General features: G+C 63.2%; 13 protein-coding genes. 5 read left to right on the forward strand and 8 right to left on the reverse strand.

Translation table 11 applies throughout. From position 1 onward, the window contains the following. The 3 genes from hpaD to R0J92_RS15010 all read right to left on the reverse strand — a co-directional run bounded on the left by hpaD (position 1) and on the right by R0J92_RS15010 (position 2983). The gene (hpaD, locus tag R0J92_RS15000) at positions 1-981 is read right to left on the reverse strand and encodes a 3,4-dihydroxyphenylacetate 2,3-dioxygenase (protein ID WP_411052228.1); all 981 of its coding nucleotides are present in this window, start codon (positions 979-981) and stop codon (positions 1-3) included. Between the two features lie 98 nt (positions 982-1079). Beyond that, entirely contained in the window at positions 1080-2591 is a 1512-nt protein-coding gene (gene hpaE / locus R0J92_RS15005; RefSeq protein WP_411052229.1) for a 5-carboxymethyl-2-hydroxymuconate semialdehyde dehydrogenase, read from the reverse strand. Next, positions 2588-2983: a 5-carboxymethyl-2-hydroxymuconate isomerase gene (locus tag R0J92_RS15010; RefSeq protein WP_411052230.1), complete on the reverse strand. Its 396-nt coding sequence runs from the start codon at positions 2981-2983 to the stop codon at positions 2588-2590. Before R0J92_RS15010 ends, hpaE begins: the two co-directional genes overlap by 4 nt. Before the next feature lie 129 nt (positions 2984-3112). On the opposite strand from R0J92_RS15010, the gene hpaR reads away from it, so the two are divergent. Next, on the forward strand, positions 3113-3547 hold the full coding sequence (hpaR, locus tag R0J92_RS15015) for a homoprotocatechuate degradation operon regulator HpaR (RefSeq protein ID WP_106164320.1): 435 nt from the start codon (positions 3113-3115) through the stop codon (positions 3545-3547). A gap of 6 nt (positions 3548-3553) precedes the next feature. Here hpaR and R0J92_RS15020 read toward each other — a convergent pair whose 3' ends face one another. Further along, positions 3554-4819 (reverse strand): glycerate kinase, encoded by a 1266-nt coding sequence (locus R0J92_RS15020; protein WP_411052231.1) that lies wholly within the window; start codon positions 4817-4819, stop codon positions 3554-3556. Between the two features lie 184 nt (positions 4820-5003). Between R0J92_RS15020 and R0J92_RS15025 the strand changes: the two genes are divergently transcribed. Further along, positions 5004-5834, forward strand: coding sequence for a bifunctional allantoicase/(S)-ureidoglycine aminohydrolase (locus tag R0J92_RS15025; protein ID WP_411052232.1), 831 nt, complete (start codon positions 5004-5006; stop codon positions 5832-5834). Between the two features lie 138 nt (positions 5835-5972). Here R0J92_RS15025 and R0J92_RS15030 read toward each other — a convergent pair whose 3' ends face one another. From R0J92_RS15030 to puuE, 3 genes are all read right to left on the reverse strand, one after another. After that, on the reverse strand, positions 5973-7412 hold the full coding sequence (locus R0J92_RS15030) for a uracil-xanthine permease family protein (RefSeq protein ID WP_411052233.1): 1440 nt from the start codon (positions 7410-7412) through the stop codon (positions 5973-5975). A 75-nt stretch (positions 7413-7487) separates the two neighbouring features. Next, the gene (locus R0J92_RS15035; RefSeq protein WP_106164316.1) at positions 7488-7994 is read right to left on the reverse strand and encodes an ureidoglycolate lyase; all 507 of its coding nucleotides are present in this window, start codon (positions 7992-7994) and stop codon (positions 7488-7490) included. Continuing rightward, entirely contained in the window at positions 7991-9406 is a 1416-nt protein-coding gene (puuE, locus tag R0J92_RS15040) for an allantoinase PuuE (protein ID WP_411052234.1), read from the reverse strand. Before puuE ends, R0J92_RS15035 begins: the two co-directional genes overlap by 4 nt. A gap of 217 nt (positions 9407-9623) precedes the next feature. Between puuE and uraH the strand changes: the two genes are divergently transcribed. After that, entirely contained in the window at positions 9624-9980 is a 357-nt protein-coding gene (gene uraH / locus R0J92_RS15045) for a hydroxyisourate hydrolase (protein ID WP_317385043.1), read from the forward strand. 72 nt (positions 9981-10052) lie between these two features. On the opposite strand, the gene R0J92_RS15050 is transcribed toward uraH, so the two are convergent. Further along, positions 10053-10967: a LysR family transcriptional regulator gene (locus R0J92_RS15050; RefSeq protein ID WP_411052235.1), complete on the reverse strand. Its 915-nt coding sequence runs from the start codon at positions 10965-10967 to the stop codon at positions 10053-10055. A gap of 109 nt (positions 10968-11076) precedes the next feature. On the opposite strand from R0J92_RS15050, the gene R0J92_RS15055 reads away from it, so the two are divergent. Both R0J92_RS15055 and guaD read left to right on the forward strand, forming a co-directional pair. Then, positions 11077-12336 carry a urate hydroxylase PuuD gene (locus R0J92_RS15055; protein WP_106164312.1) on the forward strand — a complete coding sequence of 420 codons (1260 nt, stop codon included), beginning with the start codon at positions 11077-11079 and terminating at the stop codon, positions 12334-12336. Positions 12337-12480: 144 nt separating this feature from the next. Next, entirely contained in the window at positions 12481-13785 is a 1305-nt protein-coding gene (guaD, locus tag R0J92_RS15060) for a guanine deaminase (RefSeq protein ID WP_411052236.1), read from the forward strand. Positions 13786-14181: the final 396 nt, after the last annotated feature.

A 14181-nucleotide genomic window follows, 5' to 3' on the forward strand; every position in this document is an offset into this window, starting at 1 on the left:
TTACGGCGCGATGATCGGTTGTGCCTTTAGATCACTGTCGCGGATCTCGGAACCGTCAAACAGCGATCCTTCTTCGAACCAGCTGCGCGGCGCGGGTGCGCCCCAGAGTGTCTGACGCTGAGGATCGGTGAGGGACCATTTGATCGGTTCCAGGTCTGCGTCGCAGGTCTGATAGTCCGAGCAATAGATCTCAATCCGGTGGCCATCAGGATCGCGCACATAGAGGAAGAAGGCGTTGGAAATGCCGTGGCGGCCGGGGCCGCGCTCGATATTTGCCACATAGCCGGTGGTGGCCATCAAATCGAGGAGGTCGATGATGTTGAGCGGGGTTGGCACCCAGAAGGCGGTGTGATGCAGGCGCGGCCCGGTTCCATTGGTGAAGGCCACATCATGCACGCCGCCCTTGCGGTGCATCCATGCGGCCCAGACGCGACCGGACTCGTCATCCTCGGTATATTCGGTGACGCGAAATCCCATCTCGCCATAGAAGGCGATCGCCTCGTCGACGTTGGCGGAGAACATGTTGAAGTGGTCGATGCGCAGGGGTTTGACGCCGTTGTAGAGCCTGTATTGCTGGTGGATCGGCGGCAGGCGGTCCATCTTGACGTAGAATTCCAGCGGCACACCCCATGGATCGCGGGTGCGGAAGCACTTCCCCATGAAGGGGCGCTCGATCCACTCCACGGGCAGGCCTTTGTCCTCGAAGAAGGCGGCGGCTTTGTCGAGTTCAGGGGTGTCGTAGAGTTTGAAGCCGAGGCAGGAGACGCCGGCGCTGTCGGATTGGCGCAGGATGATGCAGTGGTGGCCGCGTTCCTCCATCGCGCGCAGGTAGATGCGGTTGTCGTCCTCTGCCGTGACTTGCAGGCCGAGGATGTCGACATAGAAAGCGCGGGAGGCGGCAAGATCGGTGACGCCGTATTCAACATGGCTGAGGCGGGTGATGTTGAAGGGCGGGTAGAGGGTCGGTGCGGGAATGGGCATGTCGGGTCTCCTCCGAATGGACAGGCCGAATGTTAGGGCGACATGCGAGGGGCTCTGCCCCTCGCGCTCCCCGAGGTATTTGGGAAAAGATGAAGGGTTCAGGCGCCGAGGCGGGGGATCTTGTGGTGCCCGGTGGCAAAGCCGATGTGTTTCTGTTCCATGTAAAATTCAAAGCTCCAGTCGCCGCCGTCGCGCCCGATGCCGGACGCCTTGACGCCGCCGAAGGGGGTTGGCAGGTGGCGGACGTTTTCCGAGTTCACCCAGATCATCCCGGCCTCGAGCTGGTTGGTGAAGCGCATGGCGCGGGTGACATCATTGGTCCAGACATAGGCGGTGAGCCCATATTGCGTGTCATTGGCGATGCTCAGCGCCTCGGCCTCGTCGGTGAAGCGGATGGCGGTGAGGACCGGGCCGAAGATTTCCTCCTGCGCGATGGTCATGTCGTTGGTGGCCCCGGTGAAGAGGGTGGGGCGGACGAACCAGCCTGTGTCGCCGTGGCGCGCGCCGCCGGCAGCGATGGTGGCGCCGTCCTTGCGAGCGATGTCGAAATAGGAGGTCACCTTGTCGAAGTGGACCTTGTGGATCAGCGGGCCGATCTCGGTGCTCGGGTCCAGCGGGTGGCCGACCTGAATATTGTTGACGCGCTCGATCAGTCTGGCCTCGAAGTCCTCGGCGATGTCCTGGTGGATCAGCAGGCGGGAGGAGGAGGTGCAGCGTTCGCCATTCAGGGAGTAGATCATGAAAATCGCCGCATCCAAGGCGCGGTCTAGATCGGCATCGTCAAAGACCACCACCGGGTTCTTGCCGCCGAGCTCAAAATGCACCCGCTTCAGGGTTGGGGCGCCCTGGGCCATGATCATCGAGCCTGTCTTGCTCTCGCCGACAAAGGCGATGGCCTTGATGTCCGGGTGTTCGGTGAGGGCGCGGCCTGCCTCTTCGCCGAAGCCATTCACGAGGTTCCACACGCCCGGCGGTAGGCCGGCATCATGGGCGATCTCGGCAAGAATGCGGGCGGTGAGGGGCGAGAATTCCGCCGGTTTATGCACCACGGTGCAGCCTGCGGCCAGCGCGGGCGCGATCTTCCACGTCGAGAGCATAAAGGGTGTGTTCCACGGCGTGATGACGCCGATCGGGCCGAGCGGCACCCGGGTGGTCACATTCATCAGTGTGGGCGAGGGCAGCATCTGACCGTCCCGGGCGCTGGGCGCACGATCCGCAAAGAAGCGGAAGTTATCCGCACCGCGCAGGGCCGCCTTGGACATGAAGCGCAGGGCCTGACCGGTGTCCCAGCATTCACAAAGCGCGATTTCCTCGGCGCGGGCGACAATGCCGTCGGCGATGCGATGCAGGATCGCCTTGCGCTCTGTGGCGGGCATGTCGCGCCAGGCGGGAAAGGCGGCCTTGGCGGCCTGTGCGGCAGCATCGATGTCAGTGGCATCGCCGCGGGCCACGGTGCAGATGACACTTTCGTCCACCGGGGAGGTGGTCTCGAACGTCTGGCCGGAGGCGGCGGGGCGGGCCTCGCCATTTATCAGGTTGGTGATGCCGCTTGCGCGGTGTTTGTCCAGCAGGCCGTCGAGTGTGGCGAGATTGGCGGCGAGATCGCTCATGCGGGGTCTCCTGTGCTCAGATGATCGCGGATGGTGCCGCATTTGGGCGAAAGCGCGGGGTCGATGTCGCGCATCTCCAGCGAGAGCGCGATGGGGTGGGTGTCCATCGCCGGGGCGAGAAAGGTGCGGGCGGCATTGAAAATCGTCTCGGTAGCGGCCTTGCGCGTGGCAAGATCACGCCCGCCGCGCAAGCGGACCGAGATGTCGAGATACATGAAGTCGGGGTTGCCATCGGCAATGCTAACGTGGTCCGCTGCAAAGGCACGGACCCGGACGCCTGCCAGCGGCAGGACGCCGGTGTCGATGGCTGCACGGCGCAACAGGTCGCAGAGCTGTGCTATGTCGATGACCTGCGCCAGCCGGGGTGCGTAGTCCAAGGTGATATGGGGCATTCGGGTCCTCCTCCCAAACTGCTTAACATGTTATCTTTATGTGCCCTTGCTGTCAACGACAGGCTGTGGAAATTACTTAACTTCGCGAAATGATTGCCAAGATTGCCGTTCAGGGCGATACAGGAGGGCATGACACATGCATTGCCCTCCACGGACCGCTCTCTTCCCATTGCCTTGCTGCGCGCGCGCGAGCGGGTGATGGGGCCGATTCGTCATTTGCTGAGCGACGTTGATCTTACCGAACAACAATGGCGGGTGCTGCGAGTGGTGCAGGAAAGCGGGCCGATCGATCCGACGCAGATTGCTGATCGTGCCTGTTTGCTGCTGCCGAGCCTGACCCGGATCCTGCAGAAGCTGGAGGAGAAGGGCCTGATCAACCGGGTCCGCGACGAGGCCGACCGTCGCCGTCAGGTGATTACCCTGACCGCGGCAGGGGACACGGTGATCGAGGAGAACATCGATGCCAGCCTCGAATTGATCGAACGCACGCGCGAGAAAATGGGGCCGGACCGCTATGAGGCGCTGCTGGACCTGCTGAACGACCTTTACGAGCTGGACGACTGAGCCGCGTCAGGCGGGGCGACGCAGCAGGATTTGCACATCCGCCACATTGGTGCCGGTGCCGCCGATGCTCACCAGCGCGTCTGCAGCCTGCAGCGCGGCGTAGCTGTCGTTATTGTTCAACAATGCCTCTGGGTCCGAGCCTGCATGCCCAATCTCTGCCCAGGTCTGCGGGGTGACGAGACCGCCCGCCGCATCCGTGGGGCCATCGCGGCCATCGGTGCCGCCGGAGAGGAAGACCCAATCCCCGTCCAGCCCATCTGCCCCCTGTGCGATGCGCAGGGCGAGCTCCTGATTGCGCCCGCCACGGCCGGTGCCGGTCAGGCGCACGGTGGTCTCACCGCCGAACAACAGCGCGACGGGGCGGTCCATGGGGGCGGAGTGTGCAGCCGCTAGCACCCGGGTCGCGGCCTCTGTCACGTCGCCGGTGAGGTCGTCGATCAGCTCTGGCACCTGCCAGCCGAGGGCCTCGGCCCGGTCGCACATCGCCTCCAGGCTGAAGCGGTTGGAGCCGATCAGGATGTTTTGCGCCTCGGGCGTTTCGTGGGCGGCACCCGCCTCTGTCAGATGGGTTTGCGCGGCGATGGGTAGGGTGTGCCACAGTCCTTGGTTCTGCAGCAGCGCGCGGGCGTCCTGTGCGGTGCCGAGCGGGGCGACGGTGGGGCCGGAGGCGATGGCGCGCAAGTCGTCGCCGATCACATCCGACAGGATCAACGCGGTGACCCGCGCGGGGGCGGCAGCACGACAGAGACCGCCGCCCTTGAGCTGCGACAGGTTCTGACGGATCAGGTTCATGCGATTGATGTCCAGCCCGGAGGCCAGCAGCATCTCGTTGACGGCGGCCTTGTCCGTGAGGGTCAGCCCCGGCGCTGGTGCCACCATCAGGGCGGAGCCACCGCCGGAGATCAGCATGAGCACCTGATCCTGTGGGTTGAGGTCCTTCAGCAGATCGAGCACCCGCGCCCCGGCGGCGGCGCTGGTCTGGTCCGGGACGGGGTGTGCGCCGGTGATGACCTCGGCCCCGGCGAGATCAGCTTGGTTTTCCGGGTTGGTGATGGCCAGCGCGGTGGCGGGGGCCTCGGGCAGGGTGGCCAGTCCGGCGCGCATCATCGGCACCGCGGCCTTGCCCACGGCGATAACGATGCGGCGGCCCTCCCCCTCAAGCGGTGCAAGGGGCTGCGTGGCGAGGTGTGCACGCACGGCGGCGGCGGGATCAGCGCGGTCAATGGCACAGCGGAACAGCTCCAGCGCGGTGTCGTGCAGGCTTTGGGTCATTGGCGGGCGGTCCTGTCCGTGAGGGCGGTTGTGGACATAGTGTCCCCCGGTTGAGGTGGGGGTCAATGGGGCGGGCTTTCAAATCGAGCCTTATAATCCTTCATGCTTTTGGGATCATCAAAATGATTGGACTGAGGGCGCTCACACGGTTTGATGGGGGCAGAGATTTTGAGAAGGCGATGTGATGACAAAACCGACCTATTACGCCCCCCACGGAGGGCTGCCGCCGCAGACCCAGCTCCTGACGGACCGGGCCATGTTCACCGAAGCCTATGCGGTGATCCCCAAGGGCACCAACAGCGATATCGTGACCAGCTTCCTGCCGTTCTGGGACGAGTCGCGCTTCTGGGTGATCGCGCGGCCGCTGTCGGGCTTTGCCGAGACGTTTTCGCATTACATCGCCGAAGTGCAGCCCGGTGGTGGCTCCGACCGGCCCGAGACCGAGGCAGGCGTCGAGGCGGTGCTGTTTGTGGTCGAGGGACAGATGTTGCTGACCATCGACGGGCAGGCGCATGAAATGGGCGAGGGCGGCTATGCCTTCCTGCCGCCATCCGCCAGGTGGACACTGACCAACAGCAGCGATGCGCCGGTGCGATTCCACTGGATCCGCAAGGCCTATCAGGCGGTCGAGGGCATCGAGGCGCCGGAGGCCTTTGTCACCAACGAACAGGACGTAACGCCCACCGCGATGGCGGGAACCGATGGCAAATGGGCCACCTCGCGTTTTGTCGATCCGGAAGACCTGCGCCACGACATGCATGTGACGATCGTGACGTTTGAACCCGGCGCGGTGATCCCCTTTGCCGAGACCCATGTGATGGAGCACGGGCTCTATGTGCTGGAGGGCAAGGCGGTCTATCGGCTCAACCAGGACTGGGTCGAGGTCGAGGCCGGTGACTACATGTGGTTGCGCGCCTTCTGCCCGCAGGCGTGTTACGCCGGTGGTCCGGGGCTGTTCCGCTATCTGCTTTACAAGGATGTGAACCGGCATATGCCGCTGGCACCGCTGCGTTGAGGACAGCGCCCGAGCCGGTGTGGGGGTAAAGCCCCCTCCCGGGGGACGGTCGGGGGCTGTCCGGCCTGTCTGCCAGACTGTTGCTAAAATGAAAAAGGGCCGCGCAATGCGGCCCTTTTGCTGTCACATGGGTGCCCGTCAGCCAGCGTCGCGCGATTGACCAAGCGAGCCTTTGGAGTGGCCCGACATGCCGCCGGAGACCTCCTCGGTCGATTCATTCGCCAACTCTTCCGGCAGGATCAGGTTCAGCACGATGGAGATCACGGCGGCGGGCAGCAGGCCGCTGGTCAACAGGATGCGCGGCGTGTCCGCGACATGTTGCAAGGCGCCGGGTTCCAGCTGCAGTCCGAGGCCGATGGAGAGCGAGATGGCAAAGATCACCATGTTGCGCCGGTTCCACTCCACGTCCGACAGGATCGAGATGCCCGCTGCGACCACCATGCCGAACATCACGATGACACCGCCGCCGAGCACTTCGATCGGAACGGTGCGGATCAGCGCGCCGACCTTTGGGATCAATCCGCAGACAATCAGGAAGATCGCGCCGCAGGTCACCACGTGGCGGCTCATGACGCCGGTCATGGCAATCAGGCCGACGTTCTGGCTGAAGGAGGTGTTGGGCATGGCGCCAAAGGCCCCGGCCAGCGCCGAGCCGAACCCGTCGGCGTAGATCGCGCCTTCGATTTCGGTGTCGGTGGCTTCGCGACCCGCGCCGCCCTTGGTGATGCCGGAGACATCGCCCACGGTTTCCACCGCCGAGACAAAGGCCATCAGGCAGAAGCCCAAGATGGCGGCGAAGGAGAACTCGAACCCGTATTTGAACGGCTGCGGCAGCGCAAATGCGGCGGCGTTGCCCCAGGAGCCGGCGATGGCGTCAAAGCTGAGCATGCCGACCATCAGCGCGTAGACATAGCCGACGATGAGGCCCAGCAGCACCGCGGAGACCGACAGCATGCCGCGGGTGAAGAACTTCAGCCCCAGCGTCACCAAAATCACCACCAGTGCGGCTGACCAGTTGAGCAGCGAGCCGTATTCCGGTGTGCCGATGGCGGGAACGCCACCTGCGGCGTATTGAATGCCGACCTTGACCAGCGCGAGGCCGATCATGGTGACCACGAGGCCGGTGACCAGCGGCGGCAGCGCAAAGCGGATCTTGCCGATGATGAGGCCGAGAGCGGCGTGGAACAGCCCGCCGATCAGCACCCCGCCGAAGAGTGCGGCAAGCGCGTCGACGCCCTTGCCCGCAACCAGCGGGATCATGATCGGCAGGAAGGCGAAGGATGTGCCCTGAACGATCGGCAGCCGTGCGCCCACCGGGCCGAGGGTGAGCGTCTGCATCAGGGTGGCGATGCCGGCAAACAGCATCGACATCTGGATCAGGTAGAGCAGTTCCGGGAAATCGGGCGAGTTGGAACCAAAACCAAATCCGGCGGCGCCTGCGACGATGATCGCCGGGGTCACATTGGAGACGAACATCGCCAGCACGTGCTGGATGCCCAGCGGAATGGCCTTCGCCAGTGGGGGCATGTAGTCGGGATCGCGGAGCTGCTCCGGCGTCCCGATGGAGGTATCAGACATTTTCTGTTCCCTGTTGGTTGGCGGATCTCCCGGCCTCGTTTGGCGGGTCGGGATGATCCAGATGAAAGAGGGAGGTCAGCCTTCTGTTTGTGCGGCGACCTTGGTGACAATCCAGGGATCGTCGAACCAGTGTTCTTCGAGGTTTGCGCCCTCACCGATGCGGTCGATGACGATGTACTGGCCGGGCGCTTCAAACGGAGCGAGCACCCCGTGCCAGACGCCCCGGTGCAGGTTGATCGATTGGCCGGGCTGGCTGAGGAAGGCGCGCGGCGTGCCGGGGGTGCCGTCTTCATCCGGAGCCACGACCACCAGAATTGGCACGCCGGTGACCGGCACAAAGGCCTGACTGCCCTCGGGGTGACGTTCGACCATGTCTACCTTGTGGGGCAGGGTGCGTGCCTCAGCATCAAACAGGCTGATCCCGGCCCGCCCGTCGGCAAAGTCGAGCTGTGCGAGGTCGTGGTGACGGCCGCATTTGCCCTGGTTGATGAGCTTGTCGGGCTGCGCCTTTGGTTCCAGCACCTCGCCAAAGGGGGCGAAGTCTGCGGCGGTCAGCGGTTGGGCGATCAACTCACGTGTCATGGCAGCAGATCCATCAGACGGAATTGCGCGATGCGTTCGACCTGACGGCAGGCCTCGGCAAACTCGGTCGCACGGTCATTGTCGATGCGGCGCTGGAAGGCGGCCAGAATCGAGGCCTTGTCGTGGTCGCGCACCGCAATGATGAAGGGGAAGCCGTGTTTGGCCACATAGGTGTCATTCATCGCGGTGAAGGTCTCGCGTTCCGCATCCGTCAGCATGTCGAGCCCGGCGCTGGCCTGTTCCGAGGTGCTCTCGGCGGTCAGGCGACCGGCGCTGGCGAGTTTGCCGGCCAGGTCCGGGTGCGCGGTGAGCACGCCGAGGCGCTCCTCGTCGGAGGCTGTGCGGAACATGCGGCAGAGTGCATTGTGGACCCCGGCGGCGCAGTCATGCGCGGGGCCAAGCTCCAGGTCAAAGGCACGGTCGGCGATCCAGGGCGAATGCTCGAAGATCGAACCATAGGTGGCCACGAAGCTCTCGCGATCCATCTGGCTTGGACGGGTGCGGCGCTGATGGGGGTGGTTTTCCGCCCAATGTTCGGCGATCTCCACACGACGCGGGCACCAGACGTCCTCATGGGTTTGGATATGCTCGATAAAGCGTTTGAGTGCGGCGATCTTGCCCGGGCGACCCACCAGACGGCAGTGCAGACCGATGGTCATCATCTTGGGCGCGCCGGCCTCGCCTTCGGCATAAAGCGCATCAAATGCGTCGGTCAGGTAGGAGCCGAAATCCTCGCCCGTGACCCAACCGGGCGCGGTGGCAAAGCGCATGTCGTTGGCTTCGAGCGTATAGGGAATGATCAGCTGGTCGCGATCACCAACTTCCAGCCAATAGGGCAGGTCGTCATCATAAGTGTCGGAGATATAGTCAAAGCCGCCCTCTTCGGCGACCAGACGCACGGTGTTGGCGCTGCACCGGCCAGTGTACCAGCCGCGCGGGCGTTCCCCGACCACCTCGGTGTGCAGGCGGATCGCCTCTTTGATCGAGGCGCGCTCTTCATCCTCGGGCATGTCCTTGTGCTCGACCCATTTGAGGCCGTGGGAGGCGATTTCCCAGTCCGCGTCCTTCATCGCCTGCAGCTGTTCGGGGCTGCGGGCGAGGGCGGTGGCAACGCCATAGATGGTCAGCGGGATGTCGGCGCCGGTGAACAGGCGGTGCAGGCGCCAGAACCCGGCCCGCGCGCCGTATTCATAGATCGATTCCATGTTCCAGTGGCGCTGGCCCTGCCATTGCGCGGCACCGGGGATGTCGGAGAGGAAGGCCTCGGAGGCGGCATCGCCGTGCAGGGTGCAGTTCTCGCCGCCTTCTTCGTAGTTCAACACGAACTGGACGGCGATTTTTGCATCATTGGGCCAAGCGGGATGCGGGGCATGCGCCCCATATCCACGCATGTCTCGGGGATAGCGTGTCACGATTGGGATCTCCGCGTCTTTTAGGTTATTTACATGTTATACATATGAAATGGCCGCGGGGCTTTACCGCATTTTTTGAAAGTGCTGTTTGACGCTTCTGCGTGCATCTGCGGCAAAGCTCTCGCAGTATGGCGATAAAATCAGCGAGACGTGATTGGGCGTGGGCCTGTCGCACGATTCCGTTGAACATTTTACCGCCAAAAAGGAGACGTCACAGATGACCGGATATCTGACAACACATGTTCTGGACACCGCGCGCGGCTGCCCGGCCGAGGGCATCAAGATCGCGCTTTATAAGGTGAGTGATGATTCTCACGAGAAGATTGCTGAGACGGTGACCAATGCGGATGGGCGCACCGACAGCCCGATCCTGCCGGCAGAGACATTTGAGACCGGAACCTATGAGTTGGTCTTTTTCTGCGGTGACTATCTGCGCGCGTCGGGTCAGGCGGGGGATGCGCCGATGTTCCTCGATCAGGTGCCGATCCGGTTTGGCATGAGCGAGGCGGACAGCCATTATCATGTGCCGCTGCTGTTGTCGCCCTATGGCTATTCCACCTATCGCGGCAGCTGACGGCAGCCTCCGGCGGAGGTATTTTGGGAAAAGATGAAGGGCGGGGCCGTGGGGCGCCGTCCTTTTGCCGTTTCAGGCGGCCTTTTCAGGCAGGGACGCCAGGATGTGATCGATCATGAAATCGAGGAACAGCCGCACCTTCGGGTCCTGATGGCGACGATGCATGTAGAGGCAGGCCATCTGGATCGTCGCGGGGGGCTCTTCCGTCAGCACGGGCACCAGCGTTCCCGCAGCGAGGTGTTCGAAAACCTCGAACAGGGGCTTCAGGATGATGCCATGACCGTCGAGCGCCCATTGGGTCAGCACATCACCGTGGTCCGATTCAAACGGGCCGGTGACGGCAACCCGCCGGATGCCGTCGGGGCCGTGCAGGGGCCACTGGAATTCCGGCGCGCCGGGATAGCGCAGGTTCAGGCAGTCATGTGCGTCGGTTTTCAGCTCGGCGCTGGATTGGGGCAGGCCACGGGTCTCGATATAGGCGGGGGCGGCGCAGAGCACGCGCGGGCAGTCGGTGATCTTGCGGATCTTGAGGTTTGAATCCTCCGGCAGGCCGAGGAAGAAGGCCGCGTCCAGCCCTTCGGCGGCCAGATCCAGTTTGCGGTCCGACAGACGCAGGCGGATGTTGATCAGCGGGTAGGCGGCGTTGAACTGCGGCACCGCCGGGGCGATCAGCCGCTGGCCCAGACCAAGGGGAGCCGCCACATAGAGCGTGCCGCGCGGCGTCTGGGTCACGTTGGAGATATCGGCCTCGGCCTCTTCCACCGCTTCGAGGATCTTGACCGCGCCGTGATAGAACAGCTGGCCCTGTTCGGTCGGGTTCAACAGGCGCGTGGTGCGTTGAAACAGGCGCACCTTAAGGTGTTCTTCCAGCTGTGAAATCCGCGACGAGGCCACGGCGGCGGAAATGCGCATGTCCCGCGCGGCGGCGGACATGTTTCCGAGCTCGTAGACGCGGACGAAAGTGCGGATATTGTTCAGATAGGCCATGTTGGGTATTTCATTGTTAGCTTATGTTTGAAGCAGCTTGGAATTTTTTCCTGATACACGAAAATGGCACCCTCGCCTAGGGTCAGGACAAACGCGCAAGGAGTGAGCTATGCAAGAGCTTGTCATCATGTGGGACTGGCTGGGCTTTGCGGTCCGCTGGCTACATGTCATCACCGCGATCGCCTGGATCGGATCGTCCTTCTACTTTATCGCCCTCGACCTGGGGCTGCGGAAGGTGCCGCATCTGCCGGTGGGGGCGCATGGTGAAGAGTGGCAGGTCCACGGCGGCGGTTTCTATCACATCCAGAAATACCTGGTGGCGCCGGAGAACATGCCGGACCATTTGATCTGGTTCAAATGGGAGAGCTATGCCACCTGGCTGTCTGGCGCCGGTCTGTTGATGATCGTTTACTGGGCCGGGGGGGAGCTGTACCTGATCGACCAGGGCAAGGCGGATCTGGCCCTGTGGCAGGGGATCCTGATCTCGGCGGCCTCGCTCAGCATCGGCTGGTTGATCTATGACTTCCTGTGCAAATCGCCACTGGGCGAAAAGCCGACCGTCCTGATGGTGTTGCTGTTCGTGCTGCTGGTCGCGATGGGCTGGGGGTACAACCAGATCTTTACCGGCCGCGCGGTGATGCTGCATCTGGGCGCCTTCACCGCCACGATCATGACCGCCAACGTGTTCTTCATTATCATGCCGAACCAGCGTGTCGTGGTGGCGGACCTGCAGGCGGGCCGTCCGGCGGATCCAAAGTACGGCAAGATTGCCAAGCTGCGGTCGACCCACAACAACTACCTGACGCTGCCGGTCATCTTCCTGATGCTGTCCAACCACTACCCGCTGGCCTTTGCCACCGAGTACAACTGGATCATCGCGGCGCTGGTGTTCCTGATGGGGGTGACCATCCGGCACTATTTCAACACGCTGCATGCGGGCACCGGCAACCCGACCTGGACCTGGCCGGTCACCATCCTGCTGTTCATTGCCGTCATGGCGCTGAGCCAGGCGCCGCTGATGCAGGACACCTACGAGGAATCCGAGGCGCGTGAATTGACACAAACCGAGCTGGCTTACGCCGGCTCGGAGCATTTCGATGACATCATGAGCGTGGTGCCGGGACGGTGTGCGATGTGCCATGCACGCGAGCCCTATTATGAGGGCATCCGCCGGGCGCCGAAGAACGTGCTCTTGGAAACCGAGGCGGATGTGGCGAAATACGCCCGCCAGATCTATCTGCAGGCCGGGGCCACCCATGCCATGCCCCCCGCCAATGTCACCTATATGGAAGACGATGAGCGCGCGCTGATCCGCAAGTGGTTTGCCGATGGCGCGGCAAAGCTGCCCTTCTATATGGCCGGCAACTGAGCACCGTCTTGCCGGTCGGGGCACACCCGCCCGTCGCAACAGCATTAAAATGCCGCCGCGCCCACCGGGCCGCGCACCGCTGACGCGGTGCAGGGGGCGCGTGGCTTGACCTGTTTTTCTGATACCGAACTAAGGGGATCTATGATGTCCGCTTCCGCGACCCTTCTGCGTGGCCGCACGCTGAGTTTTCATGCCGAGCCCACCGGGCTCGAAGACACCGCTGCCTACTCTTATATAGAGGATGGCGCGATCCTGATGCAGGACGGGCGCATCACCGCACAGGGCCCCTATGCCGAGATCGCGCCGCAGGCCGCAGGCGCCGAGGTGGTGGACCACCGCCCGCATCTGCTGATGCCCGGCTTCATCGACCTGCATCTGCATTTCCCGCAGGTGCAGGTGGTGGCCTCCTGGGGGGAGCAGCTCCTGGACTGGCTCAACACCTATACCTTCCCGGCGGAGGTACAGTTTGCCGACGCGGGTCACGCAGAACGGATGGCGCGCGGCTTTTATGACCTGATCCTCGGCCATGGCACCACCACGGCGGTGGCCTTCTGCTCGGTGCATCCGACCTCGGCCGAGGCCTATTTCGCCGAAGCGGCCCGCCGCAACATGCGGATGATCGGCGGCAAGGTGATGATGGACCGCAACGCACCCGAGGGTCTGACCGATACCGCGCAGCAGGGCTATGACGAGACCAAGGCACTGATCGAGCGTTGGAACGGCAAGGGGCGCGCGTCTTATGCGATCTCTCCACGGTTCGCGATCACCTCCACGCCTGCGCAGCTGGAGGCGGCGGGTGCCCTGGTGCGCGAACACCCCGAGGCCTATGTGCAGACGCACCTGTCGGAGAACCGCGACGAAATCGACTTTACCCTCAGCCTCTACCCGGACGCGCCGGACTACCTTGGTATCTATGAGCGCTACGGGTGTGTGGGGGACAAGACCCTGCTGGGCCATGCGATCCACCTGGAGCCGCGCGAGATCGAGCTGCTGGCAGATGTAGGGGGCAAGCCGGTGTTCTGCCCGACCTCGAACCTGTTCCTCGGCAGCGGGTTGTTCGATGACGCAGGCCTGCGCAGCAAAGGTATCCGCAACGGCATCGCCACTGATATCGGCGCTGGCACCAGCTACTCGATGCTGCAGACCCTCAATGAGGGCTACAAGGTCCTGCAGCTACAGAACCAGAAGCTGCATCCGTTGAGCGCCTTCCACTGGATCACGCGCGGCAATGCCGAGGTGCTGGGGCAGGTCGATCAGATCGGCACACTGGATGTGGGCACCGAAGCGGACATCGTGGTGATGGACGTGTCGGCCACTCCGGCAATGGCCTTGCGGGCGGAGGCGGCTTCGTCCCTGAGTGAGGAGCTGTTCATCCTACAGATGCTTGGCGATGACCGGGCGGTGGCAGAGGTCTATGTGGCGGGCAAGGCGAGCAAGCCGAAGACCTGAGATCAAATCACCAGATCGGTCGTTTAGAAGGCGCGGAGGGTTTCCTCTGCGCTTTTTTGTTTTTGCGGCTGGGTTTCGCAGTGGTTGCGACTCGCTTTGTTGGTTTGGTCTGCGAGTCGCGACGCGATTCCGCGGTTGAGTCTGTGGGTAAGTGGGGGTGGCTTGTGGATAAGGGGTTTTGGCGGGGAGTTGGGGATGTGTTTGGCGGGTGGAGCGGGGCGAAAGCGGTGGGGTGGAGGTGTTTTTTTAAGGTTTAACGCTTTGATCTTAAACGTACTTCACAGAAGTTTCGCATTTTTTGTGCGGTTTTGGTATTTTTGGGTTGCGGGTCAGTTGGTCTAACCTTAGAACCCCCTCTACCGGCGGCGCTGAGGCGCTACGGTGACAGACTGGACG

This window comes from Tritonibacter sp. SIMBA_163, assembly GCF_046535935.1.
Classification (GTDB): Bacteria; Pseudomonadota; Alphaproteobacteria; order Rhodobacterales; family Rhodobacteraceae; genus Epibacterium; species Epibacterium scottomollicae.